The 26,213-nt window shown below is 70.9% G+C and carries 27 protein-coding genes; 11 read left to right on the top strand and 16 right to left on the bottom strand.

Translation table 11 applies throughout. The features are described 5' to 3' along the window. On the top strand, window positions 1-220 hold a 220-nt coding region (locus tag ACYVNR_RS18955), incomplete at its 5' end, for a hypothetical protein (RefSeq protein WP_461050167.1). 163 nt (window positions 221-383) lie between these two features. Here the strand turns inward: ACYVNR_RS18955 and ACYVNR_RS18950 are convergent. Continuing rightward, entirely contained in the window at window positions 384-1,031 is a 648-nt protein-coding gene (locus ACYVNR_RS18950; RefSeq protein ID WP_461050165.1) for a TetR/AcrR family transcriptional regulator, read from the bottom strand. Window positions 1,032-1,108: 77 nt separating this feature from the next. Here ACYVNR_RS18950 and ACYVNR_RS18945 point away from each other — a divergent pair, with 77 nt between their 5' ends. After that, window positions 1,109-2,419 (top strand): glycosyltransferase, encoded by a 1,311-nt coding sequence (locus ACYVNR_RS18945; protein ID WP_461050163.1) that lies wholly within the window; start codon window positions 1,109-1,111, stop codon window positions 2,417-2,419. Between the two features lie 35 nt (window positions 2,420-2,454). Here ACYVNR_RS18945 and ACYVNR_RS18940 read toward each other — a convergent pair whose 3' ends face one another. Beyond that, window positions 2,455-3,282 carry a PhzF family phenazine biosynthesis protein gene (locus tag ACYVNR_RS18940; protein WP_461050162.1) on the bottom strand — a complete coding sequence of 276 codons (828 nt, stop codon included), beginning with the start codon at window positions 3,280-3,282 and terminating at the stop codon, window positions 2,455-2,457. Window positions 3,283-3,345: 63 nt separating this feature from the next. Here ACYVNR_RS18940 and ACYVNR_RS18935 point away from each other — a divergent pair, with 63 nt between their 5' ends. Then, complete coding sequence (locus ACYVNR_RS18935) at window positions 3,346-3,756, top strand: MmcQ/YjbR family DNA-binding protein (protein WP_461050160.1); 411 nt, start codon at window positions 3,346-3,348, stop codon at window positions 3,754-3,756. Between the two features lie 74 nt (window positions 3,757-3,830). On the opposite strand, the gene ACYVNR_RS18930 is transcribed toward ACYVNR_RS18935, so the two are convergent. From ACYVNR_RS18930 to ACYVNR_RS18920, 3 genes are all read right to left on the bottom strand, one after another. Further along, entirely contained in the window at window positions 3,831-4,949 is a 1,119-nt protein-coding gene (locus ACYVNR_RS18930; RefSeq protein WP_461050158.1) for a serine hydrolase domain-containing protein, read from the bottom strand. 237 nt (window positions 4,950-5,186) lie between these two features. Next, window positions 5,187-5,996, bottom strand: a complete 810-nt coding sequence (locus ACYVNR_RS18925; RefSeq protein WP_461050156.1) for a DUF2182 domain-containing protein — start codon at window positions 5,994-5,996, stop codon at window positions 5,187-5,189. 5 nt (window positions 5,997-6,001) lie between these two features. Next, window positions 6,002-6,604: a DUF1326 domain-containing protein gene (locus ACYVNR_RS18920; RefSeq protein ID WP_461050154.1), complete on the bottom strand. Its 603-nt coding sequence runs from the start codon at window positions 6,602-6,604 to the stop codon at window positions 6,002-6,004. A 135-nt stretch (window positions 6,605-6,739) separates the two neighbouring features. Here ACYVNR_RS18920 and ACYVNR_RS18915 point away from each other — a divergent pair, with 135 nt between their 5' ends. After that, complete coding sequence (locus ACYVNR_RS18915) at window positions 6,740-7,324, top strand: VOC family protein (RefSeq protein WP_461050152.1); 585 nt, start codon at window positions 6,740-6,742, stop codon at window positions 7,322-7,324. 191 nt (window positions 7,325-7,515) lie between these two features. Here ACYVNR_RS18915 and ACYVNR_RS18910 read toward each other — a convergent pair whose 3' ends face one another. From ACYVNR_RS18910 to ACYVNR_RS18890, 5 genes are all read right to left on the bottom strand, one after another. Then, a complete protein-coding gene (locus tag ACYVNR_RS18910) occupies window positions 7,516-8,220 on the bottom strand; it encodes a PIG-L deacetylase family protein (protein WP_461050150.1) in 705 nt (234 codons plus the stop codon). Window positions 8,221-8,374: 154 nt separating this feature from the next. Further along, window positions 8,375-8,848, bottom strand: a complete 474-nt coding sequence (locus tag ACYVNR_RS18905) for a pyridoxamine 5'-phosphate oxidase family protein (protein WP_461050148.1) — start codon at window positions 8,846-8,848, stop codon at window positions 8,375-8,377. 10 nt (window positions 8,849-8,858) lie between these two features. Beyond that, window positions 8,859-9,539: an alpha/beta fold hydrolase gene (locus ACYVNR_RS18900; RefSeq protein WP_461050146.1), complete on the bottom strand. Its 681-nt coding sequence runs from the start codon at window positions 9,537-9,539 to the stop codon at window positions 8,859-8,861. After that, window positions 9,524-10,747 (bottom strand): amidohydrolase family protein, encoded by a 1,224-nt coding sequence (locus ACYVNR_RS18895; protein ID WP_461050143.1) that lies wholly within the window; start codon window positions 10,745-10,747, stop codon window positions 9,524-9,526. Before ACYVNR_RS18895 ends, ACYVNR_RS18900 begins: the two co-directional genes overlap by 16 nt. Before the next feature lie 32 nt (window positions 10,748-10,779). Beyond that, entirely contained in the window at window positions 10,780-11,670 is an 891-nt protein-coding gene (locus ACYVNR_RS18890; RefSeq protein ID WP_461050141.1) for an alkaline phosphatase family protein, read from the bottom strand. 128 nt (window positions 11,671-11,798) lie between these two features. Here ACYVNR_RS18890 and ACYVNR_RS18885 point away from each other — a divergent pair, with 128 nt between their 5' ends. Both ACYVNR_RS18885 and ACYVNR_RS18880 read left to right on the top strand, forming a co-directional pair. Next, window positions 11,799-12,674, top strand: coding sequence for an endonuclease/exonuclease/phosphatase family protein (locus ACYVNR_RS18885; RefSeq protein WP_461050139.1), 876 nt, complete (start codon window positions 11,799-11,801; stop codon window positions 12,672-12,674). 65 nt (window positions 12,675-12,739) lie between these two features. Next, window positions 12,740-13,318: a hypothetical protein gene (locus ACYVNR_RS18880; protein WP_461050137.1), complete on the top strand. Its 579-nt coding sequence runs from the start codon at window positions 12,740-12,742 to the stop codon at window positions 13,316-13,318. Here ACYVNR_RS18880 and ACYVNR_RS18875 read toward each other — a convergent pair. Beyond that, window positions 13,254-14,087, bottom strand: a complete 834-nt coding sequence (locus ACYVNR_RS18875) for a DUF4118 domain-containing protein (RefSeq protein WP_461050135.1) — start codon at window positions 14,085-14,087, stop codon at window positions 13,254-13,256. The genes ACYVNR_RS18880 and ACYVNR_RS18875 overlap by 65 nt on opposite strands. A 186-nt stretch (window positions 14,088-14,273) precedes the next feature. Between ACYVNR_RS18875 and ACYVNR_RS18870 the strand changes: the two genes are divergently transcribed. Further along, window positions 14,274-16,172 (top strand): potassium transporter Kup, encoded by a 1,899-nt coding sequence (locus ACYVNR_RS18870; protein WP_461050133.1) that lies wholly within the window; start codon window positions 14,274-14,276, stop codon window positions 16,170-16,172. A 20-nt stretch (window positions 16,173-16,192) separates the two neighbouring features. Here ACYVNR_RS18870 and ACYVNR_RS18865 read toward each other — a convergent pair whose 3' ends face one another. The 4 genes from ACYVNR_RS18865 to ACYVNR_RS18850 form a co-directional block, all read right to left on the bottom strand. Continuing rightward, window positions 16,193-16,756, bottom strand: a complete 564-nt coding sequence (locus tag ACYVNR_RS18865) for a dihydrofolate reductase family protein (RefSeq protein ID WP_461050131.1) — start codon at window positions 16,754-16,756, stop codon at window positions 16,193-16,195. 4 nt (window positions 16,757-16,760) lie between these two features. Continuing rightward, window positions 16,761-17,447 (bottom strand): N-acyl homoserine lactonase family protein, encoded by a 687-nt coding sequence (locus tag ACYVNR_RS18860; RefSeq protein WP_461050129.1) that lies wholly within the window; start codon window positions 17,445-17,447, stop codon window positions 16,761-16,763. A gap of 80 nt (window positions 17,448-17,527) precedes the next feature. Continuing rightward, window positions 17,528-18,169: a hemerythrin domain-containing protein gene (locus ACYVNR_RS18855; RefSeq protein ID WP_461050127.1), complete on the bottom strand. Its 642-nt coding sequence runs from the start codon at window positions 18,167-18,169 to the stop codon at window positions 17,528-17,530. A 114-nt stretch (window positions 18,170-18,283) separates the two neighbouring features. Next, window positions 18,284-19,636 carry an MFS transporter gene (locus tag ACYVNR_RS18850; RefSeq protein ID WP_461050125.1) on the bottom strand — a complete coding sequence of 451 codons (1,353 nt, stop codon included), beginning with the start codon at window positions 19,634-19,636 and terminating at the stop codon, window positions 18,284-18,286. A 326-nt stretch (window positions 19,637-19,962) separates the two neighbouring features. Between ACYVNR_RS18850 and ACYVNR_RS18845 the strand changes: the two genes are divergently transcribed. Beyond that, on the top strand, window positions 19,963-20,373 hold the full coding sequence (locus ACYVNR_RS18845; RefSeq protein ID WP_461050123.1) for a nitroreductase/quinone reductase family protein: 411 nt from the start codon (window positions 19,963-19,965) through the stop codon (window positions 20,371-20,373). Between the two features lie 33 nt (window positions 20,374-20,406). Here ACYVNR_RS18845 and ACYVNR_RS18840 read toward each other — a convergent pair whose 3' ends face one another. Continuing rightward, window positions 20,407-21,345 carry a LysR family transcriptional regulator gene (locus ACYVNR_RS18840; protein WP_461050121.1) on the bottom strand — a complete coding sequence of 313 codons (939 nt, stop codon included), beginning with the start codon at window positions 21,343-21,345 and terminating at the stop codon, window positions 20,407-20,409. 260 nt (window positions 21,346-21,605) lie between these two features. Between ACYVNR_RS18840 and ACYVNR_RS18835 the strand changes: the two genes are divergently transcribed. The 3 genes from ACYVNR_RS18835 to ACYVNR_RS18825 all read left to right on the top strand — a co-directional run bounded on the left by ACYVNR_RS18835 (window position 21,606) and on the right by ACYVNR_RS18825 (window position 26,143). Continuing rightward, complete coding sequence (locus tag ACYVNR_RS18835; protein ID WP_461050119.1) at window positions 21,606-22,733, top strand: PrpF domain-containing protein; 1,128 nt, start codon at window positions 21,606-21,608, stop codon at window positions 22,731-22,733. A 109-nt stretch (window positions 22,734-22,842) separates the two neighbouring features. Next, a complete protein-coding gene (locus ACYVNR_RS18830; protein ID WP_461050117.1) occupies window positions 22,843-24,153 on the top strand; it encodes a Bug family tripartite tricarboxylate transporter substrate binding protein in 1,311 nt (436 codons plus the stop codon). A 7-nt stretch (window positions 24,154-24,160) separates the two neighbouring features. Next, window positions 24,161-26,143 (top strand): tripartite tricarboxylate transporter permease, encoded by a 1,983-nt coding sequence (locus ACYVNR_RS18825; RefSeq protein ID WP_461050115.1) that lies wholly within the window; start codon window positions 24,161-24,163, stop codon window positions 26,141-26,143. Window positions 26,144-26,213 lie beyond the last annotated feature (70 nt).

The raw sequence follows: 26,213 nt of genomic DNA, 5'->3' as shown, positions 1-26,213 counted from the left end.
GCTGTCCATCCTCGAGGGTGAACACGACACGCACGCCGCCGTGCTCATCGAAGGCCCGGCCGAAGTGGTGACAACCGTGCCAGAGGACCTCCGACACATCACCGAGCTACGCAACCGCGGCGGCACCATCGCCTGGGCGGCCTACTGGCTGCGGATCACCCCGCAGCGGCTGTTCAGCTTCGCCGAACACGCGTGGCAGAATGAGGGCTTTCGCCCGTGAGCGGTCCCGGCGCCCCACTGAGAACGGGCCGTCGTCTCGAAACGGCGGACCTGCGTCGATCCGCCGCGCCCGAGCCATCGGCCAGGGAACGGTCCCGCGTCCTGGCTCGCGACGAGCTGGTCCTCGTCCGTGAGCGGTCGCTTGGCTCGGAGCGGGCGCCTGGTCAGCGCGCGAGGATGGTCTCGCGGATGGTCCGCGCCACGAACTCCTCGTAGCGCGCCGGTGGTATGCCGTCGTGATCGACGAACCGCACGTAGGTCTCCAGGGACGTGATGATGCAGAACGCCTCGACGAGATCGGCCAAGGGCACGTCGCGCCGGAGCCAGCCGCGGGACTCGATGTAGCGCAGGACGTGCTCGACCTGAGCGCGGATCAGCGACAGCATGCGCGCGTGGTAGCGACTGAGCTCGTGGTCGGCATGCGCCGCGCTCACGAACGTGGTCCAGAGGCCCGCGGAGGGAGCGTTGATCGCGAGCATCGCTCTGCCGATCATGTTCGCGAGCGCCTCCGCGCTCTCGACCTGCAGCATCGCCCGACCGAGATCAGTGGCGAAGAAGTCGCTCTCCCCCTCGACCCCGAAGGAGGCCAGCTCGACCGCGGCTTGCAGCAGAGCGGACTTGGGCCCGTGCTCCTGCACGGTCTTGACCGACACGCCGGCCTCGGCCGCCAGCTGCGCGAACGTCGTGGCTCGGTAACCCTGTCTCTCGAAGAGGGTCAGACTCGCCTGGACCACCCGGAGCCGTGTGTCGGCCGCTTGGCGCCGGCGCAGGTCGGACTTGTACGGGCGGGCAGCCTTGTCATGCTTTGGCATATTGACCACTATCTCATGGAGGTGAACACTATGAGATGGCGCTGAATCGTGGCGTCGCCGATTCGGCGAGGTGAGTCATGGCATCCATCATCATCGCGACCGTCCCGGTCCACGGGCACGTCACTCCCCTGCTGAGCGTCGCTCGCAGGCTCCGAGAGCGCGGCGACCGGGTCCGATTCCTGACCGGCACGCGTTTCGTGCAGCCCGTGAGCGACACCGGCGCCGAGCACGTGCCCCTGCCGGGCGAGGCAGACTTCGACGATCGGCAGGACCTGGCACAGACCTTCCCCGAGCGCGTCGCCCTCAAGGGGGCCAAGGCCCTCGCCTTCGACATCGAAAACGTTTTCGTGCGACCCGCCAGAGCGCAGCACAAGGCGGTCATGGCCCTGCACGCGAAGGAGCGCGCCGACGTCCTGCTGGCCGACCCCGCTTTCGTCGGCGCGGCGTTCGTCGGCGGCCACGCGCTCGGAGACCGGCCTCCGGTCCTCGTCTGCGGCGTCGTGCCGTTGACGATCGCGAGCCGCGACACTGCTCCCTACGGGATGGGGCTGACCCCTCTCCGCGGTCCGGTCGGCCGACTGCGCAACGCGCTGCTGGCCCAGCTCGCTGCCCGTACCGTCTTCGCGCCGGCGCAGCGCGCAGCTGACGAGATCCACCGCGCGCTGTTCGGACGGCCCCTGCCCTTCCCGATACTCGACTGGCCCAGGCACGCCGAGGCGATCGCCCAGTTCACCGTCCCCGACTTCGAGTACCCGAGGTCGGACGCTCCCTCGACCCTGCACTTCGTCGGCCCGATCTCCGCCAGCGGATCGCAGGCACCGCTTCCGCCGTGGTGGGACCAGCTCGACGGAACCCGGCCGGTGGTCCACGTCACCCAGGGCACCATCGCGAACCGCGACTACCGCCAGATCATCGCCCCCACCCTCAAGGCGCTCGCCGACGACGATGTGCTCGTCGTCGTGTCCACCGGCGGACGCCCCCTCGACACGCTGCCGGCCCTGCCCGAGAACGCCCGAGCCGCGCCCTACCTGCCGTACGACTCACTGCTGCCCAAGACCGACGTCTTCGTCACGAACGGCGGCTACGGCGGCGTTCAGTACGCCCTTCGCCACGGGGTCCCGATCGTCACCAGCGGCGGCAAGGAGGACAAGCCGGAAGTAGCCGCTCGGGTCGCGTGGTCTGGCGCCGGACGCCGGCTCAACACCGAGACCCCAACGCCCGCCGCGGTCCGGGACGCCGTTCGCTCCGTGCTCGACCAACCGGTCTACCGGGCGAGGGCACAGGCCATCGCCAAGAGCATGGAACGGGCCGGTGGCCTCGCACGCCTCGTCGAGATCGTCGACGAGATCCGCCAGCGGGCACCACGGACCTCTGAGCCCGCATCGTAGGCCGGGACCAGCAGCGTATGCCGTCGGTCAGCGGTTCACGTGATCGCGACGGCGGTGCCGGTCACCTGGATCTCGGGTCGGTCGGCGCGGATGTCGACGAGGAGGCGTCCGGGTCGCCCGAGATCCTCGCCCTGGTGGATGCTGACCGTGGCGGGCAAGGGCACGAGGTGCAGGTCGCGTAGATAGGCCCCGAGCGCGGCTGCGGCGGCGCCGGTCGCGGGATCCTCGACGACACCGCCCGGCGGGAAGGGGTTGCGCGAGTGGAAGATCGTCTCGGCCTCGCGCCAGATGAGCTGGATCGTCGTCCACTCGCGCTCGGCCATGAGGGTCGCCAGCCGGTCGAAGTCGTAGTCGAGCGCGGACAAGCGCTGGCGCGAGGCGGCGGCGATCACGGGATGCCAGGCGCCGGCGTACCCGACTCGCGGCGGCAGCGCCGGGTCGAGGTCGGTCGCGCTCCAGCCGAGTGACGCGAGCAGCTCCCGCAGATCCGTCGGTGCGATGTCGGAGATGCGCGCGGGCACACTGGTGAGCGTGGCAAGGATGCGGCCGTCGCCATCGCGCCGGGTCGTGACCGGCACCGGGCCGTTCACGGTCGTGAGGACGACGTCGCCCGGGCCGTCGCGCTCCGCCAGGGCCACGGCCGTTGCGATGGTGGCGTGCCCGCAGAACGGGACCTCGGCCAGCGGTGAGAAGTAGCGGATCCTGGTGCCGAAAAGGAAGGCAGTCTCGCTGTAGCCCAGCTCGGCAGCGATCGCGAGCATCCGGTCGTCACTCAGCCCGTCTGCTTGCAGTACGACCCCGGCGGGGTTGCCGCCCTCGGGATCGTCCGAGAACGCCACGTACCGCTGCACGGCCTCGCTCATGTCGGCATCATCGCAGCCTCGACGCGCGACCTCCTGTCGGCACGCGCTGGCAGACTCCGGGGCATGCCCAGGCCGCCTCGCATCGAGCCCTCCGGCGACGTCGTCGCGCGGATCGGTGCCACGGCGTTGGCACTGCCCGACGCGTACGAGGAGGACGCCTGGACCGGCGTACGGTGGCGGGTCCGCAACAAGACCTTCGCCCACGTGTTGGTCGCCCAGGAGGGCTACGCCTCGGCCTACCGTGACCTGACCGGGGTGACGGAACCAACCACGGTGCTGACCTTTCGGTCATCCGGGGACGAGCTCTTTGCGCTGGGCAACGCCGGGCCGCCCTTCTTCAAGCCACCCTGGTCGCCCACCGTCATCGGCATGGTGCTCGACGACGACACCGTGTGGGACGAGGTCGCCGAGCTGGTGACCGAGAGCTACCGGTTCTGCGCACCCCAGAAGCTGAGGCACCGCCTTGGTCAATGACCGTGAAGTCGCCGCGGTGCCGCTACCGGCCGTGCCCTGGAAGCCGCGGCCAAGCCGCGCTGCCGGTCGCGCCGTCAAGGGCACAGGGCGTCGTCGGCGATGTTGTCGGCGAAGGACTGAGCCTGGCCGTCGTCGACGAGGACGACTGCGCGCCGGTCGCTGCCCTTGAGGGTCCAGACCTTGGTGGTGTAGCCCGTGAGAGCGCCGCTGTGGCCCAGGCCCTCGCCGCACGACAAGGACCAGATCCACAGCCCGAGCCCGTACTCGCCCTGACCGAAGGGCACGGTCCCGGTCGGACTCCCCATGGTGGCCACGAGGCCCGACGGCAGGAACCCGCCGGAGAAGAGGCGCTCGTAGAAGCGGTCCACGTCGCCCGCTGTCGACACGACGCCGCCGGCCGCCATTCCGACGCCGTCCAGACCCTCGTCCTGGATGAAGACCCCTCCCGAGCGAGGAACCACCGTGGGAGTGCCACCGAGCGTGGTGGACCGCATCCCGGCCGGCTCGAAGACGGCCTGCTGCAGCGCCGCCTGCAACGGCTGCCCGGACAGCTTCTCGACCAGGAGGCCCAGCACGACGTATCCCGTGTTGGAGTAGGCGCCGTCGCTGCCCGGGGTGAAGTCCAGGGGGTGCTTGACCGTTGCGGCGATCAGGTCGCGGTCCGAGCGGATCTTGGCGGACGCGTACTCCTGCTCGGTCAGCTCGTGCAGACCCGATCGGTGGCTGAGCAGGTGCCGGATGGTGATCTGGCGGTTCGGGAGCAGCCCCGGCAGCCACCTGACGACGGGGTCGTCGAGCCCGAGCCGACCGGACGCGGCGAACTGCAGCACGGCTGTGGCGACCATCGACTTGGTGATGCTCGCGATGCGGAAACGGTCCTGCGCGGTGACGGGGTCCCGCTTGGCGGCGTCAGCGAAGCCAGCGGTGACGACGCGCGTCTGCGCGCCGTCCCGGATCAGGGCGACCATGGCCGCGTCGCCTCGTCCCGCGTAGCTGGCCACTCCGGTGCGTACGCTGGCCTCCGCCCGATCGAGGAAGGCTGCCGACGGGGTGGAGGACCCGGGCACCTCGGCTGTGCCGGAAGAGGCGGTCGACGCCGCACGTTGTGCCGGGGCGGTCGTGCACGCGCCGGCGCACAGCGCCAGGACGGACACCGCACACCACGCCAGCCCGCTCGGGGAACGCCGCGCCATCCTTCATGGTCCCGCCGCCCGAATCGGCGGTCAATCGACGGCCTTGGGGGCGACTTCCGGCGGGTGACCCGAGAGTGTGAATAGGACAAAAGCGATATTTCGGGCACCGATGGGGGTATGGGAGCGCCGACGGCGTCGCCTCCTAGTCCCAACCCCAATCCCGGGGAAACCGAGGAGGTGACGCCGCCCTTGTATCCGGTGCCACCAGAACCGAGTGGCATCCGCTCGTGATCGCCGTCAGCCCATCTGCATCGTCTGGCCGGAGGGGATCGTCAGGCCCGGCAGCGCGTGAGGCGCCACAGCCAGGATGAGACCCACGGCCAGCAGGACGGCCGCGGTCGCGTACGTGAGGCCACGACGCCAGGGAAGCGTCTTCTCCACGGCGATGAGTGCGGCGACGAACGCCATCCAGGTCACGCTCATCACCCCGAGCGCGAACAGCGAGGCCATGAGGGCCCAGCAGCAGCCAACGCACCACGCCCCGTTCCGCATCCCCATCCGCAGAGCACCGCTGCGCCCTCCGCGCCACGAACCGAGGAGAGTCCCGAGCGGGCTCCGGCACTTGGACAGGCACACGCTCTTGAGCGGAGTGAGCTCGTAGACGGCAGCGACCATGAGCGTCGCCGCGGCAACAGGGCGACCCGCGCGATCCCAGCCGAGCGCGTCACCGAACAGGGCGCCGGCGAGGGCGCCGACGGCATACGCGACCAGCCCGGCCCCGGCCCACGTGAGCAGGTAGCCGCCGGTGAACAGCCACGGTGACATCGGCGACTGCTCGCGGGTGACCTTGCTGTACAAGGCGATTGTCGGCGCCACGGAGGGCAGCATCATGGCGGCCATCATCACGACCCAGACGGTCAGGAACCATCCGAGCGTCCCCAGGCTCGTCCAGGGCCCGCCATCCATCCCGCGCATCTGGCGCGCGGTCCACACCCACCCGAGCGACGCCACCACCAGGAGGACGGCAACCAGACCGAGACGGGCCCGCGCGGCGGCATACGCAGGCGCGATCTCCGAACCCTGCACGGGCGCGGCCGTCGACCGCATCGGGATCAGGCTGCCCAGGAGAACTCGGATGTCGACAGCCCGGTCCTGCCCTCGTAGGAGATGCCGAAGGCATCGATGCGCGTGCGCTTCGCCTCCGCCATCGTCAGGTCCGAGCCGACCGGGTGGAACATGCCGTTGAAGCGCACCGGCTCGCCGGTCTCCACCCCGAACGGGACGACGTCCTCGATCTCGAAGTCGATCGTGTCCCCCACCCGGACGCTGTGGACCAGCCCGTCGTCCCTCACCTCGATCGCCGCACGCTCCGCGCCCCCGACCTCACCGACGAGCGGCGCGAGCGCCCCCATCGGGCCACCGAGCTGGCCTCCGAACACCTTGACGAGCTGGTCGAACTGCTCGTCGCTCGCCTCGTCGTCGACGTAGACGCCCAGGCGCCAGTTGCCCTCGGTCATCACCTTCGGGGTGTCGGCGATCAGCACGACCCTTCTTCCCGCGATGTCGGTCCCCTCGACCTGCCCCTCGCGGATGTTGAAGACGAGGGTGACCCTGCAGTAGTCGTACGTGGCCCCGTGGTCCAGGGAGAGGTTGCACGGGCACATCAGTTCGCACGAGCAGGTCTCGACGTAGCTGCCGGTCAGATTCCACGCCATCGCGGGGCTCCTTCCCCAGACTTTCAGTCTCGCCATGTCCACGAGGGCCGTCAATGCCCGACGAGTCCCTGCGTATGCCGTGCAGCGGCCGTATCGTGGCGGGCGAGAGGAGGCGAGGCGACGATGTCCGATCCGGTGCGCGACATCATCGGGGACTATGCCGGGTTTGCCGCGCAACAGGCAGAACGCCTCCTGGCCCGAGGCATCGACATCAGCCCCTACGACCTGAGCCACGTCGCCTTCCGCGTGCCGGAGTGGGAGCAGTACGTCCACGCCCGGAACCTGCTCGAGCGGCACGCGGTCACCAACCGGGAGAACCTCTGGAACGGCCGGCCGATCTCGTTGATCGTGCCTGCCCAGCCGCTGGAAGTGCTTGGCGGCAAAGGCGTTCCGCTGATCGAGCTCATCCCACCGGTGCACCAGCGCGTCTACAAGATGGGGCTCGAGCATCTCGGCGTCGTCGTCGGCGACACGTTCGACGCCTTCGTCGACGCCCACAAGCCCGTCCTGACGGGACAACAGTTCCAAGGGCCGCACAGCACGCCGGACCCGGTCTACATCCTGTTCGAGGACTTCACCCACGTGAAGTTCTACCGGCTCTCACTCAGGGAGTCCGTCGAGCTCTACAGCGGCCCGTTCGAGGACGGGTTCCGGCACGTCGACGGCTGGGTCCCCCAACGGCTCGTGACCGCGACCGGCCCGAATCCCCTACCGCGGTGAGCCGGTGACCGACGGGAACCTGTGCGGCATTGCGGACCAGCGCCCGTCGAGGCGGAAGCCGTCTACACGACGTGCGCGACCACCGCGTACCGACAGATGAGCCGTCGCCTCTCAGAGACCTTCGAACACGTCGGTCAGTGGCTGCTCTTTCCACGTCGTCGGCGGCCAGACCACCGTGGCCCACTCCCGACTCACGATGCGCGCGAGGCGGTGCTCGTCGACCGGCTGGTCTGCCATGACGTGCAGCTGGCTCCGGTGCTCGAGGATTCCCGCGACGATCTGACGTGCGACCGACCTGCAGTCGACGACGAGATGGATCTCGTCGTCGGGCACGCCGCGACCGTGGAAGACCGGGTCGGGTCGAAGACCGGCAGGTCGAGCTCTCGCCGCTGCTGTTGCCAGCGGTCGAAGACGGACTGGGGCAGCACGTGGTGCAGCAACCGCCTGAAGCCGGGGCCGCCGGAGCGCACCAGGCCCGCGAAGGCGGCGTCGGTGCAAGCGCCCACGGTGACGTGGTCCGGGTGCCCGGTGATCCCGTCACGCCCGAAGCCGGCGACCACGTCCGGCCTCTCCTCGGCGAGGATCTCGCCGATCCGCTCGCTCAGCTCCTCGGCGGGGACACCGGCGAGCCCGCTGTCCGGATACCCGAGCCACTCGTGCCGGTCGGGAGTGCGTCCCACCGCGCGCCAGGCCGCCTCGCTCTCCGCCTGTCGGATGCTGCCCAAGGTGTCTCGGGTGGCGGGGAAGCCCGGCCGGATGTCCCCCGCCTCGCCTCGCGTGGCGTGGATGAGGACGAACCTGAAGTCGGGGTCGTGCGCGTGCAGCGCGACGGTCCCCGCCCAGCTGAAGACTTCGTCATCCGGGTGGGCGACGACGACAGCGAACACGCGTCTCATGCAGGCTCCCGGGTGGCGATCGGACGACGTATGACGGGATGGTGCTCGCACCCGGAGCGCTCTGTCGATGGTCGGGGAGCCCAGTCCCGCTGCGGCAGTCGGCACCAACGTCGAGTCGACGGCCCTCGGAGCCACGCGCCGCGCGTGCACCGGCTCAGGCGAGCGGGACGTCCACCCTCGTTCCGGCCCCCAGAAGGTACGCCGACTCGGGCCGAGCGATGTAGAGCCGCGGCAGTGCTGGCGCCTCCACCTGGGCGCGCGTCCAGGCGCCACCGCCGGCTGCGAGTGAGGCCTCCGAGAACGCCTCGACGGCGTCGTCGAGCAGAGCTGGCGGGGCCAACTCGGCACGGGCAGCGAACTGGAGCCCGTCACCGGTGCCGGCGGGTTGGGCGCTGTCGAAGATGCTGATGCCCACCTGCGGTCGCTGCAGGAGGTTCCGCGAGTGCTGCGCCTCGGGGCGCGACAGCCAGATGAGGTCCACCGAGAGGCGTTCGTCCGACCGGGACGGCCGCCACGCGGCGTACCAGACCGTCGACGACCACGGCCGTCCGCTCGTGTCGGCGGTCGCGAGCGTGAGGTACTGGTTCTCGTGCAGCAGCTGCAGCGTGCGTGCGGCGTTCTCGGTCACCTGAGCATCGTCACACGGGACTACCGGCCACCGGTGCGGCGAGCACCGCGGCCGTGAGCGCGTCGGGGTGGCTCAACGCCACCAGGTGGCCGCCGGGAACGACCACTGGCTCGACCCCCAGCCGCTGCCGGGCGAGTCGCTGCTGGAACTCGAGTGGGAAGAAGCGGTCATCCCGCGCAGACACCACCGTGACGTGGGCCGGCAGGGAGGAGAACGTGCACGGGTCGCGGAACGGCCGCTGCGACTGCTCCCCCTTCGGGCTGGCGGTCGCGAGCACCTGTGGTGGCACGTCGTGGAACAGGTGGGTGCGAGGGTCGAGCTCGAGGGGGTGTCCCAGCCGGGACGCGCGCTGCTCGCGCGCCTCGACGGCGCCGGTGTTGCCCCACCAATCACCCGGTGTCTCCCCCGGCAGCGGGATCATGGGGTTGACCAGCACGAGCGCGCTCGCCTCGAGCCGACCTGCGACCAAGGGCGCGGTGAAGGCCCCGAGTGAGGCCGCCACGACGACGACGCCACGCGCCGTGCCCGCCGCATCGAGAACGGAATCCGCGTAGTCCGACAGGCCTTTGGTGTCGTCGTCGGCGGGCAGCTCGACGGCGATCGCTCGATGTCCGGCCGCGGTCAGACGCTCGGCGACGAGGTGCCAGTACCACGCGCGGCCGCCGGCGCCCGGGATCAGGACATGGTCCATGTCGGCTCGACGGCCCTCCCGCGGACGAGCACCGCGACAGGTCGGCTCAGCGCCGTCACGTCCTCGGACAGGTCACCGTCGACGACGAGCACGTCGGCGGCGTGGCCCGGGGCGAGACGGCCGGTGCGGCCGCCCAGCCCACAGGCTTCGGCGGTGAGAGACGTCCCGGCGGCGAGGGCCTCGGCCGGGGAGTACCCGGCCTCGGCCATCTCGCCGACGACGCGCCACACGTTGCCGTGCTGCTTGGCGGGCGCCATCCCGGAGTCGACTCCCGTGACCACGCGTATGCCGTGTGCCCTCAGCCGGCTCAGGGTGCCGATCCGCGAGGCGTAGAACTCGTCGAAGTCCTTGACGCCGAACCGTTTCATGAGCTCGGCCAGCGGTGGCGGCGGTGCGGGCATCAGCGCGTGGAAGCTGCGGTCGTTGCCCATCGTCAGGTCCACGTAGATGCCCAGCCGCGCCACCTCGTCGAGGAAGTCGTCACCGATGTGCGACCCGGACGTCACGGACAGCCCGCTGAAGTGCTCGATCCCGTCCACCCCGGCCGCTGCCGCGCTCTCCATCGCCTCGAGCGAGTGGGCGTGCGCCAGGAGCGAGAGGCCGTTGCGGTGCGCTTCGTCGACGAGCACCGCGAGCTGGGCCGCGGTGAACTGCGCGCCGAGCTGGTCGGTGCCGGGTGTCGCGAAGCCGCCCGACGCCATGACCTTGACGACGTCGACTCCGCGGCCGACGCGCTCGGCGACGGCGCCGCGGAGGTCCTCTCGGGACGTGCCCCGGACCGCGCCACCCAGGAAGTGGCAGTGACCGCCGGCCGTCGTGATCGGCGGCCCGGACGCGACGACGCGCGGCATACCGGGCACGTCGCGGAACAGCAACGTGCGGTACGCCACGTCACCCAGGTCACGAACGGTCGTCACGCCGTGGGCGGCGTGGGAACGCAGCGAGGAGAGGATGACCTCGTCCAGCGCGTCGTCGCTCATCGAACCTGCCCTTTCCAGCCCTCCGATCGTCGCGTCAGCGACGAGGTGGGTATGGGCGTCGACGAGGCCGGGCAGGACGGTGCCCGAATACTCGGTGACCTCCACCTCGGCGGGCAGTTCCGCCGCGTACGCCTCGACCCCCACGATCTGGTCGCCGTCGACGACCACCGTGGCGCCCGGCAGGAACTGCTCACCGTCGAAGGCGCTCACCGCGCGGATCGCACGCATGCATTCATGATCCCTGCCGCGCGAGGGGCAGCTCAACCCTTGGCGACATCCAGTCCGAATGCCGCGGCCATCGAGGGTGCGGCAGCTGCCTCACCGAGCGGCTGGGCACCGAGCACCTCGCTGTAGAGACGTGCGAGCGAGTAGTGGGTCAGCGGCGTCGTGACGACGGCAGCACGCAGGGACGGGTGCGCGACAGCGGTCAGGACGAGGTTGTCCTGACTGCGGTCGTCCTCGTCGGCTGTCACCACGAGCGCGAGATGCCCTGCGCGCCAGTCCGGCCCGGACATCACTGCCTCGATCTCGGTCCGGAGCCACCCGTCCGCCACCGACAGGTCGCAGTCGTGGGCGTCGTTGCAGAGGTCGGGGACGACCATGCCGGCGTTGGGCAGCTCGCCGGCGGCGGCGTCCTTGCCCAGCGCGCCGGCCGGCACGTCGTAGCGGGCGCAGGCCGACCGCTCGCTGAGGTAGTAGGCCCACGGGTTGTGCTTGACGGCATACCTCCCCGAGTTGTCCGTGGCGCAGGTGCCGGGCATCCCCTCGGCGTACAGCCTGGCCGTCTTGCCCAGCGCCAGCGCCTGGCCGAACACCGACGGCTGGTCGGTCGAGTGGCGCGAGGGCGGCCCGTCGTCGGTGACGCCGAACGTGCTGCCGCCCGTCATCGCCAGGTAGTTCGGCAGCGAGGGGTGCGTCACCGCGCGGTAGCTCGTCGCGACGGCGAACTGCTTCCCCAGCTCCGTCGTGAAGGGCATCGCCGCGCGCATCTGGTCCAGCGAGTGGTTCTCGACGACGAACACCAGCAGCTTCGTCACCGTCGCCGGCTGCACCGTCGGGAAGGTGACGGGCGCGGACGGCTCCCCCGCCGTGCAGGCGCTCAGCACCGTCATCGCGGTGACTACCAGCAGCCTGAGCACCTTGTTCGACACGCGTCCCTCCACGGTCCGAATCGGCTTGCCGGGCAGCGTACCTCCGGGAGGTCGCGACCAGCTTCGAGGCTGACGAACCTGCCCGCGTCGATTGCGCGTCGTGCCGGCGGCGGAGTTCGATGGTCGGTATGCGCGTTCGGCTCGTCCGCGACCCCTGGTGGGCAGCTGCTGCGGCGTGCTTCGCGGCCTTCGCCGTCGGCAGTGCCGCGGGATGCGAAGCCGGACGGGCGGCGAGCGACCCGGCCGCGGTGAGCGCGCCCCCGAGCGCCCGGGCCGACGGCACGGTGCGCGTGCTCCAGATGAACCTCTGCAACAGCGGGCGCGCCGACTGCTACTCCGGCGGACGCGCCATCAGCCGGGCCGCGGCGCTGATCCACGAGCACCGGCCGGACCTGGTCAGCCTCAACGAGATCTGCCACGACGACCTCGCCGTCCTCGAGAAGGCGATGTCGACCACCCTCACAACGGGATCGGTCGCGTCGGCGTTCGGGCGCGTGAACGACCGCGACACCGGGGCGCCGGTTCGTTGCCGCAACGGTGAGGACTTCGGCGACGGAGTCCTCGTCGTCGTTCCCCCGACAGTCGTCCCCCGGACGTTCAGCGGAGCCAACCCGGTGCAGAACCCTCGCGACCCCGAGCAGCGCGTCTGGGTGTGCGTCGACGTGCCCACGCGCTTCGCCGGGTGCACGACGCACTCCACGAGCCGCGACACGACGACCGCGTTGGAGCAGTGCCGCCAGATGCTGGGCACGGTAATCCCGGGGCTCGGTCGCCCTGACGGCCTCGGACCGCTCATCCTCGGCGCAGACCTCAACCTGCCGGCCCGCGGCCCGGACGGGCCGGACGCGTGCCTGCCCGGCGGCTACCAGCGCGCCGACGACGGGGGCCTCCAGGACGTGGTCGTCGGTCCCGGCCCCGAGGTGCGATCTCGCTCGGTCATCGACATGCACGGCACCACCGACCACCCGGGCCTGCTGGTCGACGTCGCGCTCCCGCGCGGCTGAGCACCCGCCGAGTCAGCAGACTCCGTAACGGGGTGCGCCCAACCGCCAGCCGCCACAATGGCTCCATGGGGCACTCCAGGTATCGCGTGACCGCTCGGCCCGTGTGGTCGGTCACGGCTGCGGCGGCCGCCGCGGCGCTCGCGCTGGCAGCATGCGGCACGCCCCCCGCCGCCACCCCTTCAGCAGGCGGGACGGCCCCTTCCACGGGCGACTCGTACGGCTGGTTCGCGTATGCCGGCACCCGCACGGGCGACACGGTCGGCGTCGCCGGGGAGCACGGGATCCCGGGGCCGGTCGACGCGCTCGAGCGAACAGACCTGCGTCTGCCCGACCACGCCGACGTTCGGCGGGTCGCGACGCAGACGTTCACCGGCTCCGCCGAGAGCTATCTCTTCGTCTTCCGGGTTTCGGCTGCTGACGCGGTCGACTTCTGCAGACAGGGCGGTCTCGGTGGCGCTGGTCCTGTGCCGGCCATCCCGCAGGCGGTCGCCGAGGCACTGGATCATCCAGCCGTGACCGCCGGCTCACGCTGGTGCGCCGGGCCCGCCCCGACCGATCCACGCTGGTCCCGGTATGCCGTCATCGTCCCGGGCGCGCAGGACGGCCCCACGACCGTGCACCTTCTGCTGCAGCGGGCTCCCTGAGCTCTGGTGGGCCCGCCGCGGCGGGGCGCGCCTCCATCTGCCAGGCCGCAGCCATGCGGTCAGCGAGCAGGAGCGCCACCCGCAGCTGCTCCGCCGTCGGGCGCACGACGTGCGTGGACGACACGACCCGGAAGTGGCCCACCAGCCGTCCGTGGGCGTGCACCGGCAGCGCGGTGAACGCGTCGGTGGGCAGCGAGGTGCTCCCGGCCGGCAGCATCCGCCCGCCGAGCCGGATCCGCCCGTCGAGGGTGACGACCGCGTCGTTCCACGCCGGGTGGCCGGCGACCCACTCGGCGCGGTCGGCTCCGAGGGCCTGCGTGATGGCCGCCCCGATGGTCCGCGCCGTCTGGTCGGCGGTCGACGAATCAGGCAGGTCGAGAAGCGCGGCCAACCCCCGGAGGTACCCCTCGCGTACCTGCGCAGTGGCCTTCTGCCGCCGCCCCCACGACGCGATCTCGGTCACGGCCACCCCGACCGTCAGGAGTGCGAGCGCGAGCTCGACGTCGTCGCTGCTGCTGATCGACAGCGAGTGGTAGGGCTCGACGAGGAAGAAGTCGAAGCCCAGTGCTGCGGACGCGGCCGAGACGATGCCGGCCAGCCGGTCGCCGAAGGCAGAGGCCGCAACGACGACCACGACGAGCAGCAACGCGGCAGTGCTGCCCCGGACGGCGTCGCGCACGGTCGAGAGCAGCGCCGCGACCCCGAAGGGCAGCAGCAGCGCCCCCCATCTGACCAGGGCTCCCCGCGGGGCGATGACCTTGCTGTTCATGCTCCCAGCGCACACCCGGACCGCCGCGTCGCGGCACCTGACGTCGCCATCCTGACGCGATCTTGACGGCATCCTGACGGCTCGCCGCGGACGGCTCCCGGCACGGCGGATCTTGACGCGATCTTGACGCCTGACCTCACCTCTCGAGCCGGTGCCAACCGGCAACCGCTGGGAGGATGTCGGTTCGTGGCACACGAATCGGACCGCTCACGCAACGGCGTCGTCGGGCTCGCGCTCGGGGCTCTGGGCGTCGTCTTCGGCGACATCGGCACCTCACCGCTCTACGCCCTGCAGACCGTCTTCTCCATCGACCACAACACCGTCGCCGCCACCCCCGGCGACGTCTACGGCGTGATCTCGCTCGTGTTCTGGTCGATCACCGTGGTCGTCTCGGTCAAGTACGTCGCCTTCATCCTCCGTGCGGACAACGACGGCGAGGGCGGCGTCATGGCGCTCGCCGCGCTCGCACGAACCGCAGTGCGCCCCGGCGGCAAGCGCTTCGGACTGGTGATGCTGCTCGGTGTGCTGGGCGCATCTCTCTTCTACGGGGACAGCGTCATCACGCCGGCCATCTCCGTCATGTCCGCGATCGAGGGGCTGTCGGTCTCAACGCCCTCGCTCGCCCACCTCGTCGTCCCGATCGGCGCGGTCATCATCACCGCCCTCTTCGCGGGACAGCGCCTCGGCACCCAGCTCGTCGGCCGGTTCTTCGGCCCCGTCATGGCCCTCTGGTTCCTCGTCCTGGCGGTCCTGGGTCTCGGCCAGGTCGTCCGCGACCCCGCGATCATCACCGGGCTCTCGCCCCACTACGGGCTGCTCTTCGTCGTCGACCGCCCGGTCATCGCCTTCGTCGCCATGGGTGCGGTCGTGCTGTCCATCACCGGGGCCGAGGCGCTCTACGCCGACATGGGCCACTTCGGCCGCCAGCCGATCCGCCGCGCGTGGTTCGTCGTCGTCTTCCCCGCCCTGACGCTGAACTACCTCGGGCAGGGCGCCCTCATCCTGCGGGACCCGGCCGCCGCCGCCAACCCCTTCTTCCGCCTCGCGCCCGACGCCCTCAGGCTCCCGCTCGTCGTGCTCGCGACCCTCGCCACCGTCATCGCGTCGCAGGCCGTCATCTCCGGCGCCTACTCGGTGTCACGCCAGGCCGAGCGGCTCGGCTACCTCCCGCGCCTCACCGTGCGCCACACCTCCAGCCGCGAGCGCGGACAGATCTACGTGCCCGCCATCAACTGGACCCTCTTCGTCGGCGTCATCCTGCTGCTCGTCACGTTCCAGTCCTCGGAGCGGCTCGCGACGGCATACGGCCTCGCGGTGACGGGGACGTTCCTCATCACGACGACGCTCTTCCTCATGTACGCCGAAGCCCACTGGCGCTGGAACCGCTGGCAGCTGCTCCTGCTGGGCATCCCCCTCGTGGGGCTCGAGCTGACCTACTTCGGCGCCAACGTCACCAAGCTCTTCCACGGCGGCTGGCTGCCCGTCCTCATCGCGACGATCGTCGCCACCGTCATGCTCACGTGGCAGCGCGGACGGACCCTCGTCACCGAGCGCCGCACCTCGATGGAAGGCCCCCTCGAGCCGTTCATCGACTGGCTCCACCACGACCCGGTGGCGAAGGTCCCGGGCACCGCCGTCTTCCTCCACCCCGGCAAGGACTCGACCCCGCTCGCGCTGCGCGAGAACGCGACGTTCAACCACGTCATCCACGAGAACGTCCTCATCGTCAGCACCGCCTCCCTCAACGTCCCCTTCGTCGACGACGAGGACCGGGTCGTCCTCGACCACCTCGGCGACCCCTACGACGCCATCACCCACCTGACGCTGAACTTCGGCTTCCAGGAGGACCAGGACGTGCCACGCGCCCTCGCCCTCGCTCGCGACCTCGAGATCATCGACGTCGACCCCGACAGCGCCTACTACTTCCTGTCCCGCATCACCGTGCAGCGCGGACCCGGCGAGGAGATGGGCACGTGGCGCAAGCGGCTCTTCGTCGGCCTCGCGCACAACGCCGCCTCCCCCACCGAGTACTTCCGGCTCCCCGAGGACCGCACCGTCGCCATGGGCGCGGCCGTCGTCCTCTAGCCGGCGTCCGACACCGGAGGTCAGCGCCTGGTCGCGTACCTCGTGAGGAGCACGCCGTCGGGGAACGACCTGGTCTCGACGAGGTCGAGGTTCACCCAGCTGTCCAGACTCGTGAAGAACGGTGTGCCGCCGCCGACCAGCACGGGGTGGGTGACGAGCACGTACTCGTCGACCAGCCCGGCCCGGATGGCGGCTGCGGCGAGGGTGGCGCCGGTCACGTCCATGCGGCCGCCGTCCTCGCCCTTCAGCCGGGCGATCTCGGTGACGGCGTCACCGGTGACGAGGCGCGCGTTCCACGCGACAGCCGGGTTGCCCGAGGAGAAGACGACCTTCGGCATGTCACGCCAGCGACGCGCGTACTCGACGTGCGCCGGCGGGGCGCCGGGCTGCTCACCCGCCATCGGCCAGTGCGCGCTCATCGTCTCCCACAGCCTGCGCCCGTAGAGCGCGAGTCCGGTGGAGCCCACCCGGTCCGACCACCACTGGAACAGCTCGTCGCTCGGCACGCTCCAGCCGAGGTCGTCGCCCGGGGCGGCGACGTAGCCGTCCAGGCTCACGTTCATGGCGAAGGCCAGCTTCCGCATGCTGTCAGCCACCCGCCGGAGAGGGCTCGTCGCCGCCCGCGGGGCGCCACGGCTCGTGCTCGTGCGAGAGCCAGACCTCGTCTGGTGCGAGGGCGCGGACGAGTCGCTGTCCCTCGGTGCGGGGGTTGTCGAGCTCGTCGTGGAAGACGGCGGTGTCGCCCGCGATGACGACCGTGCGCGCGCCGGTCTCGACGACGACCACCTGCGAGCCCCGCGTGTGGCCGGGCGTGGGCACGAGCCTGACCCCCGGCATCAGCTCGTGAGCGCCGTCGACGGGCACGTAGCCGACGCCGGGCGCCTCGACCCACTCGCGGATCGTGTAGTCGTCGAGCGTTCGGGCGTCGTCCAGCTCGGCCCGTTGGACGTAGACGGGCTTGCCTGCGAACAGGTGGTTGCCGCCGCAGTGGTCGAAGTGCAGGTGGGTGTTGACGACGACGTCGACCTCGTCCGGGTCGAGGCCGTCCTGCTCGCTCCGGGGGATCAGGAGGGGGTCCATGTCGTCCACCGCGGGATGCAGCTGCGTCATGCCGGTGTCGACGAGCACGCGCCCGTCGGGATGGTCGACGACGTGCACGTAGACCGGCATGCGTTCGCCGTCAGCGAGCAGCTCCGCGACGAGCACGGGGGTCACCGTCGCCGACGGGCGCCCGGCCCGGGGCTCGTCGTCCTTCTCGATCCGTGGTTCGGCCATGTGGAGAGTCTGGGCCAGTCCGCGCGCCGGCGGCGGCTTTGGGCGTGAAGTCGCTCGATCGTCGGGCGACAGGGGAACACTCAGGTGGAGGACTGCCAGGTGGGCGCGACGTCCCGGTGGTACGACCTGCCGGCCAGCCTGCTGAGCAGGAAGGTCACCGGGACCGGGATGGTCGACCGGAGGTAGGTGCGCTCTCGCTCACCCATGCCGTCCTGGACCCAGGCCATGAACCGCCCCGACTCCGTGATCGACGTCGGGCGGAGCTTCTTCTCCACGACCTTCCACTCGGGAGTCTCCATGTGCGGCAGCATGAGCGGCTCGAGCTCGTCCTCCTCGTGGTGCAGGTGCCGCTCCACGACGTCGTTCGCCGCGACGATGGCGTCCTTGGCCGCGTGGGCGTCACCGCTCGTCGCGGTCGCGGCATACGTGTCGATCGCGGTGCGGGCGCCGGCCAGCGCGTCGGCCATCTCATGGTGCTCGGCCTCCATCACCTCCACCAGCTCCGTGGCGCCCTCCACCTTGGCGAGGAACGGGAAGACGTGCGTGTCCTCCCCCTCGTGGTGGTGCTTGAGCTGGTCGTGGAGGTTGGCGTATGCCGCCCGCAGCTGCCGCGCCCGCGCCCGGTCGCCGTCGCGCACGGAGGCGAGAGCGGACGCGAGACGGTCGAGGTCGCGCCGGACGGCGGCGTGGATGACACGGTTCATCGTCATGGGGTCTGTCATGGCCGAGACGATAGCCACGCGCACGCGCGGCGCGGCCGGAATCGGCGTACTCCCCAACGCCTTGCGCGCGGCCCTGCGCGCGGGACCCCCGAGGCCGACCCGGGGGCCCCTCCGTCAGCGGATCGGATCGGGGTCGGGCACCGGTGTGTCGGTCGGCAGGAGTGAGGGGGCCGCGACCGCCTCGTCGGGTTCGGGCGCCGACGCCCTCGCCTCGTCGAGCACGTCCGCCGGCACGTGGCGCTCGAGGAAGCGCTTGGCCAGCCGTGTCGACGGGTGAATGCCGATGGTGGCGACCACGATGATGCCGGCGATGAGGAGCCAGCCGCCGGCGCCCCAGTTCATCGCGAGGAACGTGTAGAGCGCCGGAGCCCAGACCCGGCCCAGCGTGCCGCTCAGCTCGGCGGCGCCCTGGTACGCGCCCCGCTGGCGGGGGTCCATGAGCTCGGCCTCGAACGACCAGCTCGCTGCCGACAGGTACAGCTCGGCCCCGGTGACCGTCACGTGTCCGAGCCACACCAGGGCGATGGTCACCCAGCCGACGGTGTCGTGCGTGGCCAGCGTGATGATGCACGACACGACGAAGAACACGGAGGACAGCCGGACCGCCCTGAGCGCCGTCGGCACGTCCTTGACGCCGCGCGAGGTGACCATCGGCAGGAAGATGCACATGACGGTGTTCGTGCCGAAGAGGAACGCCAGCAGCACCCGCGGCGCGTCGGTCTTCTCGACGAGCCACAGCGGGATGACGACGTTGAGCAGCACCTGGTTGGTCCAGAACACGCCGCCGAAGAAGGTCGTGAGCAGCCAGCCCGGGTTGCGCAGCGGGCCGGGCCCCGGGATCTTCGTCCTCCGGTCCTCGGGAGTGCGCTCGTCGTGAGCGGCCTTGGGCAGGCGGGTGATCGCGGCGGCGTTGACGAGGAACGCGATCGAAGTGAACCACGGGAGCGCGTGCAGCACGTCGTTCGAGTGGAACGCGAGGGCGATGCCGCCGAGCATCGAGCCGAGGGTGAAGCCGACGTTGAGCGCGGAGTACATGTACGCGCGTGACTTGACGCGCTCGTCCGCCGGCAGCACGTCGATCGTGTACGCGCCGTATGCCGCCCCGCCGAGAGCGCCGATGACCTCCATCCCGACGGCCATCGCCACGTAGCCCTGGAAGCCCTCGATGAGCGGCCACAGCGCGAACATCGCCGCCTGGCCGGCCGCGCTGACGGCCCACATCCGCTTCGGGCCGAAGCGGTCGACGAGCTTGCCCATCGGCAGTGCCGCGAGGAACGCGGCGATCCCCGCGAACGTGAGACCGAGGCCGACCTGGGCCGCGGACAGCCCGACGATCTGGGTGAAGAAGACGGCGGAGCCCGTCATGAAGGTGCCCTCACCGAGGGCGAAGAGCAGCGACTGCACCGACAGGCGCCCGGCGAGGGGCGACGGGGGGCGCGCGTGGCGGAGGACGGCGTCGAGAATCACCCGGAGATTCTCCACATCCTGACCGCCCTTGTCATGACAATTTCCCGTTTTGTCCCGGGGTCACGCGTGGTCGCTCCGGGCAGGCTAGGACCGTGTCCACGTGAAGAGGGCGTCCGCCAGCCGGTGCGCCAGGTCGGCAGTGACGATGAGCGCGGCAGTGATCAGAGCCAGCGCGATGATGAGAGGCACGTAGTAGGCGAACCGCCTCGACCGGTGACGGGCCACAACCCATTGAACCTCCCGTGGCCCGGACCTGTCCCGCTTCTGTGCGGGGACGTGCGACTCGCCTAGAGTTGCCGGGTCGGTTCCGTCGAGAGGATCAGGCCATGGACCCCGACAGCCCGCTGAGCGAGTCCACCCGAGCGGCGTTGCTCCACAGCCAGATCATCGACCTGACGACCAGGGGTCGGCGCACCGGCCGGAAGCGTCGCATCGAGATCTTCCTGCACCACGACGACGGCCAGCTGTTCATCACCGGTATGCCGCGTGCCGACCGCACGCGGGACTGGATCCACAACATCGCGGCCGACCCGCACGTCGTGATCCACCTCAAGCAGACCGTTGCCGCCGACGTGCCCGCGGTCGCGCGGGTGCTCACCGATCCCGAGGAGCGACGCCCGTTCATCGAGGCGGCCGCCCGGCGCTGGCGTCGCACCGACGTGCCGGAGATGCTCCAGCACAGCCCGCTCATCGTCCTCACCGTCGACAGCGCCTCCGACGGCGACACCCTCGGCTGAGCGGTCGCCGCCAGGGAGGACGACGCCGACCCTTCAGGAGCCCGGCTCGTCGAGCACCCGGCCCGTGTCGGGGTCGTAGCCGGCCGAGATGTCGGAGAGCACCTGCTGGAAGGCCATCTCGGTCGCCGCTCGCACCCGGTCAAGCCGATGCGCGACCAGTACCCGACGGTGGGGAGCCGTGTCACCGAGGGACACGATGCGTACGTTGGGGTGCTTGTTCACCACCGCGGTGCGCGGTGCGAGCGCCACCCCCAGCCCCACGCTCACCATGGCCTGGGCCTCCTGGTAGTCGTTGGCCTGGAAGGCGATCTGCGGCTCGAACCCGGCGGCCAGGGCGCTGCGACCGAGCACCTCGACGACGGGGTGGTCGTTCGACCGGATGATCCAGGGCTCGTCGGCGAGCGCCTCCATCGACACCTGGCGCCGCCGGGCGAGCGGGTGGTCCGCGGCCACCACGAGCACCGTGGGGTCGGTGAAGAGCGTCGTGAGCGAGAGCTGGTCGGACTGGATGCGCCCCCACTCGTAGTCCCACAGCATCGAGAGACCGACGCTCCCCTCCTCGAGCATCTCGATGAGCTCGGCCTCGCGAGCGCTGCGGATGTGGAGCTGGATCGACGGGTAGAGCTGACGGAAGCGCTTGACGGCCAGCGGCAGGAAGCTGCTGCCCACGGTGGGGAAGGTGCCGAGCTCGAGGCTGCCGCGGCGGAGCCCGGCGATGTCACGCAGGTCACTCTCCGCCGCGGCCATCTGCCGGAAGACCTTGCGCGCGTGCACGGCGAGCACGTGGCCCGCCTCGGTGGGCACCATCCCGCGGGCGTGGCGTTGGAGCAGCGGCATGCCGACCTCGAGCTCGAGCCGGCGCAGCTGCTGCGACACGGCGGAGGGGGTGTACGTCATGGCCTCCGCCGCAGCGGTGACGGACCCTTGCTCCACGACCTTGAGCAGCACCTCGAGCCGTCGGATGTCCACCACGACGATCATCTCCTTCAAGAGCTGCTACACGAGCCTTAAGTATGTCGAACACGCCCTACACATGCCTACCGTCATTGGGCCGCACCGTCATCGGCGCAACGCGACGACGAGCAGCCAGCAGACCAACCGGTTTTGGCGGACCATTCTGCCAGATGGGTTAACCCCTGCTACATCCCCTTTCAGAAATACGTGCTGGTGCTACATCTCCGACGTCTCCACTCTGGGAACGGTCAGACACCGACCTCACCTGGAGAGTGACCATGAGCGCCGTACCGGCCACCTGGATGCGCGGGGGCACCAGCAAGTGCTGGGTCTTCCGGCGCGCCGACCTCGACGTTCCCGGCCGCACCCTCGACGCCACGCTCCTCGGCCTCTTCGGCAGCCCGGACCCCCGACAGCTCGACGGCGTGGGTGGTGCGACGTCGACCACGAGCAAGGCCGTCATCCTCAGCCCGTCGCACCGTCCCGGCATCGACGTGGAGTACACCTTCGCCCAGGTCGGCATCGACGAGGCGAAGGTCGACTGGGGCAGCAACTGCGGCAACTGCTCGGCCGTCGTCGCTCCCTTCGCGCTGCGGCAGGGCTGGGTCACCCCGACCGGCACGACCACCCGCGTCAGGGTGCTCAACACGAACACCGGCCAGGTGATGGTGCAGGACGTCCGCACCCGTGACGGCGTGCTCGACGAGACACCGACCACGACGATCCCCGGTGTCGCCGGCCCCGGCCCACGGGTCGACCTCGGGTTCGTCTCCCCGGCCGGCCGCAGCACCGGCGCGCTCTTCCCGACGGGGTCCCCCGCCGACACGCTCGTGGCCGCTGACGTACGCGTCACGGCCAGCCTCGTCGACGCCGGCGCCCCCGTCGTCGTCGTGCGAGCGACGGACCTCGGGATCACCGCCCGCGAGACACCGGCCCAGCTCGATGCCCGCTCCGACCTGCTCGCCACGCTGGACGCGGTCCGTCGAGCAGGCGCGGTCGCCATGGGACTCGCCGAGTCTCCCGAAGCGGCCGAACGTGCCGTCCCGAAGCTGGCCCTCGTGGCGGCTCCGGATGCCGGCGAGCTGGAGGCCGGCGCCGACCTCGTGGTCCGGATGCTGTCGATGGGGCGGGTCCACCCCGCCCTCCCGATCACCGGCAGCGTCGCCCTGACGCTCGCTGCCCGCGAGGACGGGACCGTGGTGTCCGGGCTGCTGCCCGACGCATCCGACCCGGTCGACGGCTTCTCGATGCTGACGCCGGCCGGACTCGTCACCACCACGTACTCCCACGAGCAGGGCGAGCCGGTCGTCTCCGCCGTCCGCACCTACCGACGCCTCGTCGAGGGGTCCATCGAGCTGCCCGCGGTGGCCTCGGCCACACCCGAGCGACCGCGCGCCATCGCCTGACGAGAAGCCCGCGCGAGCGCAGTCAGCACACCGACAGAAACGCACCGACGGCCCGAAAGCAGGCCGCAGACCATTCCGGCACAGCGCCGTCCGAGAGAAGGTCGTAGCAATGAACCGTTCCACCCGCGCCAGACTCCCCTGGCTCGACAAGGCAGCCACGAGTGCCCCGCCACCCTCGTCGCCCCCAGCGCCCGACGAGGAGTCCCTGCCGTCCCCGAGCGACGAGGCCGCCGACGACGAGGCCGCCGACGACCAGTCCGGAGACGACCAGTCCGGAGGCGACGAGTCCGGCGACGACCTTCCCCTGCCGAGCCGCAGGACGGCCCTCGCCGTCATGGGAGGGTTCGCCCTCCTCGCCGCTGCCGGCACCCTGCTCGGCAGCGACCTCCTCCACCCGCCGGCCTCCACCGCCGACGGCGACTACGCCGGCGAGACCGTCGAGCTGCTCATCCCGCTCGCCGAGGGCGGCGGCACCGACACGTGGGCCCGGTTCATCGGCACCCAGCTCGCCCACGCCATCCCCGGCTCCCCCGGGTTCGCCCCGACGAACGAGGCCGGCGGCGAGGGCATCACCGGCACCAACCACTTCGTCAGCTCGGCCCGCGCCGACGGCACCGAGCTGCTCGTCAGCACGGCCACCACGGTGGTCCCGTGGCTGCTCAGGAAGCAGGCCGTCCGTTACGACTTCACCGAGCTCGTGCCCGTGCTGGCCAACGGCACCGGTGCCGTCGTCTACGCCCGCACCGCCGCCGGCGTGACGGGCCTGAAGGACGTCGTCGACCGCCAGGCTCCACTGAAGTTCGGGGGCATCGCCGCGACCGGTCTCGACCTCACGACCCTGCTCGCCTTCGACCTGCTCGAGATGGACGTCAGCGCCATCTTCGGCTTCGAGGGTCGCGGCCCGGTCAACCTCGCCCTGCAGCGCGGCGAGATCGACATCGACTACCAGACGACCTCCGCCTACCCGTCCGCCGTGAAGACGCTGCTCGAGGAGAAGAGCGCCGTCGCCCTCTTCTCGCTCGGCCAGCTCGACGAGAACCGCAACGTCGTGCGCGACGCGAACTTCAAGGACCTGCCGACGGTCGTCGAGGCCTACGAGACCCTCCACGGCACGAAGCCGACAGGTCCCAAGCTCGAGGCGTACAAGACCGTCCTCGGCGTCACCTACACGTACCAGAAGGGGCTCTGGGTCCAGCCCGAGACGCCGCCCGAAGCCGTCGAGCTCCTCCGCACGTCGGCGGAGAAGCTCGGCGCCTCGCCCGCCTTCCAGAAGGCCGCGAAGAAGGTCCTCGGCGGCTACCCCCTCGACGCGGGAGCCGACCTGCGACAGCGCATCGAGGCGGCATACACCGTCAGCCCCGAGGTCCGCGAGCACGTCGTGCAGCTGCTGACCTCCACCTACAACGTCACGATCGATTGAGGCTGCCATGTTCGACTCAGCGCTGAGTGCTCTCGCGTCCCTCGCACAACCCTCCCTGCTCGTCATGCTCCTCGTCGGCGTCGCCGCCGGGCTCGTCATGGGCCTCATCCCCGGCCTCGGCGGCACGGGCGCGGTCGCCATCCTGCTCCCGGTCACCTTCGGCATGGAGCCCGCCCAGGCGTTCGCCCTGCTCATCGGCGCGCTGGCCGTCGTCCACACGTCCGACACGGTGTCCGCCGTCCTGCTCGGCGCACCGGGGTCGGCCTCCGCCAGCGTCACGATGCTCGACGGCTACGCCATGGCCAGGAGGGGGCAGGCCAAACGCGCCCTGTCCCTGGCCTTCCTCTCCTCGATGGCCGGCGGCATCATCGGCGCCCTCGGTCTCACCCTCGCCATCCCGCTCGCCCGGCCGCTCGTGCTCTCCTTCGCCAGCCCCGAGCTGTTCATGCTCACGGTCCTCGGCGTCTCACTGGCCGCCGTCCTCTCCCGCGGCAACGTCGTCAAGGGTGTGCTGTGCGGCCTGCTCGGCCTCCTGCTCGGCATGGTGGGCACCTCCCCCACGACCGCCGAGGAGCGCTTCACCGGCGGCAGCCTCTTCCTCGGCGACGGCCTCTCCCTCGTCGCCGTGGCGCTCGGCATCTTCGGCCTCGCCGAGATCGCCACCCGGGTGGGCCAGCGCCGCACCAGCCGCAACCTCGTCGCCCTCGGTGGCGGGTGGGGCGCGGGCATCCGCGAGTGGCTGACGCACTGGACCCAGGTGGTCCGCGGGTCGCTCATCGGCATCTGGGCCGGCGTGCTCCCCGGCGTCGGGGCCACCGCCGGCACGTGGCTCGCCTACGGCCAGGCCGTCGCCACGTCCAAGGACAAGCGCAAGTTCGGCAAGGGCGACCCGCGCGGCATCGTCGGACCCGAGAGCGCCAACAACTCCGTCGAGGCCGGCGACCTCATCCCGACGCTGCTCTTCGGCATCCCCGGCGGCGTCCCCTCGGCGATGCTCCTCGGGATGCTGCTGACCTACGGCATCCAGCCCGGCCCGTCCATCGTCACCGAGCACCTCGACCTGATATACCTCATCATCTGGTGCTTCGCCATCGCCAGCGTCGTCGGCGCCTTCCTCTGCTTCCTCGGCACGCCGACGCTCGCCAGGCTGACCAAGGTGCCCTTCGCCGTGCTCGGCCCGGGCCTGCTCGTCGTCATGCTGCTCGGCGCCTTCCAGGGCGAGGCGCAGATCGGCGACCTCTGGGTCATGATCCTGCTCGGCGTCGTCGGGTGGGTCCTCAAGGCCACCGACTCGCCCCGCGCCCCGTTCCTCATCGGCTTCGTCCTCGCCATCCCGATGGAGCGCTACTACTACCTGACCGCCTCGCTCAACGACGGGCTGGGGTGGATGGCGCGGCCGTGGGTCATCGTCTTCCTCGCGGTGCTCGTCGGGCCCGCCCTGTGGGCGCTCGTCAAGCTGGTGCGGCGCCGGCGCGACCTGGCGTCCGACGACGGACACGCAGCGGCGGCACAGCTCATGCACTCCGACGACGAGGCCGAGACCGACGGGCTGCTGAAGAACTCCCCCTGGTCGCTGTCGGTGGCCGTCGGAGCCCTCCTCGTCTTCGCCGGCGCGCTCTGGGCGAGCAGCGGCTTCTCCCCCGAGGCCGCACTGCTTCCCCGCCTGGTGTCCGTCGCCGGGCTCCTCGTCGGGCTGGTGCTGCTCGTGCAGGAGCTGCGTCACCGCAAGCGGTGGATGCGGTCCGGGCTGCAGGAGTCGCGCACCGTCGCCACGGCGCTGCGCACCTTCGCGGTCATGATCGCCTTCCTGTCGCTCGTCATGGTGGTCGGCTACCTCGCGGCCGTGCTCGTGTTCGTCCCCGCGTACCTGCTCTTCATCGCCCGGGCGCGCACCCGGACGACGATCGTCTACACACTCGTCCTGGGGCTCGCGCTGATCGCCCTGCCCTCGCTGATCCCGGTCGACCTGCCGACGGGGCTGCTCGGATGAGCCGTCCCCGACGGCTGGTGCCCGTTCCCCTGTTCCCGCGCCGACCCACCGACCCCACCAGGAGCGCCTC

The sequence above is a fragment of the Terrabacter koreensis genome (assembly GCF_054783315.1).
This window is presented reverse-complemented; position numbering and strand designations above follow the sequence as displayed.

Bases quoted from the DNA above. Each gene is read 5' to 3' on its own strand.
- ACYVNR_RS18825 (WP_461050115.1), top strand. From the start codon at position 24,161: ATGTTCGACTCAGCGCTGAGTGCTCTCGCGTCCCTCGCACAACCCTCC.
- ACYVNR_RS18875 (WP_461050135.1), bottom strand. From the start codon at position 14,087: ATGAACAGCAAGGTCATCGCCCCGCGGGGAGCCCTGGTCAGATGGGGG.
- ACYVNR_RS18865 (WP_461050131.1), bottom strand. From the start codon at position 16,756: ATGCGGAAGCTGGCCTTCGCCATGAACGTGAGCCTGGACGGCTACGTC.
- ACYVNR_RS18940 (WP_461050162.1), bottom strand. From the start codon at position 3,282: ATGAGCGAGGCCGTGCAGCGGTACGTGGCGTTCTCGGACGATCCCGAG.
- ACYVNR_RS18920 (WP_461050154.1), bottom strand. From the start codon at position 6,604: ATGGCGTGGAATCTGACCGGCAGCTACGTCGAGACCTGCTCGTGCGAA.
- ACYVNR_RS18930 (WP_461050158.1), bottom strand. From the start codon at position 4,949: ATGGCGCGGCGTTCCCCGAGCGGGCTGGCGTGGTGTGCGGTGTCCGTC.
- ACYVNR_RS18830 (WP_461050117.1), top strand. From the start codon at position 22,843: ATGAACCGTTCCACCCGCGCCAGACTCCCCTGGCTCGACAAGGCAGCC.
- ACYVNR_RS18885 (WP_461050139.1), top strand. From the start codon at position 11,799: ATGCGCGTTCGGCTCGTCCGCGACCCCTGGTGGGCAGCTGCTGCGGCG.
- ACYVNR_RS18900 (WP_461050146.1), bottom strand. From the start codon at position 9,539: ATGGACCATGTCCTGATCCCGGGCGCCGGCGGCCGCGCGTGGTACTGG.
- ACYVNR_RS18935 (WP_461050160.1), top strand. From the start codon at position 3,346: ATGCCCAGGCCGCCTCGCATCGAGCCCTCCGGCGACGTCGTCGCGCGG.
- ACYVNR_RS18910 (WP_461050150.1), bottom strand. From the start codon at position 8,220: ATGAGACGCGTGTTCGCTGTCGTCGTCGCCCACCCGGATGACGAAGTC.
- ACYVNR_RS18845 (WP_461050123.1), top strand. From the start codon at position 19,963: ATGGACCCCGACAGCCCGCTGAGCGAGTCCACCCGAGCGGCGTTGCTC.
- ACYVNR_RS18835 (WP_461050119.1), top strand. From the start codon at position 21,606: ATGAGCGCCGTACCGGCCACCTGGATGCGCGGGGGCACCAGCAAGTGC.
- ACYVNR_RS18925 (WP_461050156.1), bottom strand. From the start codon at position 5,996: ATGCGGTCGACGGCCGCGCCCGTGCAGGGTTCGGAGATCGCGCCTGCG.
- ACYVNR_RS18950 (WP_461050165.1), bottom strand. From the start codon at position 1,031: ATGCCAAAGCATGACAAGGCTGCCCGCCCGTACAAGTCCGACCTGCGC.
- ACYVNR_RS18895 (WP_461050143.1), bottom strand. From the start codon at position 10,747: ATGCGTGCGATCCGCGCGGTGAGCGCCTTCGACGGTGAGCAGTTCCTG.
- ACYVNR_RS18855 (WP_461050127.1), bottom strand. From the start codon at position 18,169: ATGACAGACCCCATGACGATGAACCGTGTCATCCACGCCGCCGTCCGG.
- ACYVNR_RS18860 (WP_461050129.1), bottom strand. From the start codon at position 17,447: ATGGCCGAACCACGGATCGAGAAGGACGACGAGCCCCGGGCCGGGCGC.
- ACYVNR_RS18880 (WP_461050137.1), top strand. From the start codon at position 12,740: ATGGGGCACTCCAGGTATCGCGTGACCGCTCGGCCCGTGTGGTCGGTC.
- ACYVNR_RS18945 (WP_461050163.1), top strand. From the start codon at position 1,109: ATGGCATCCATCATCATCGCGACCGTCCCGGTCCACGGGCACGTCACT.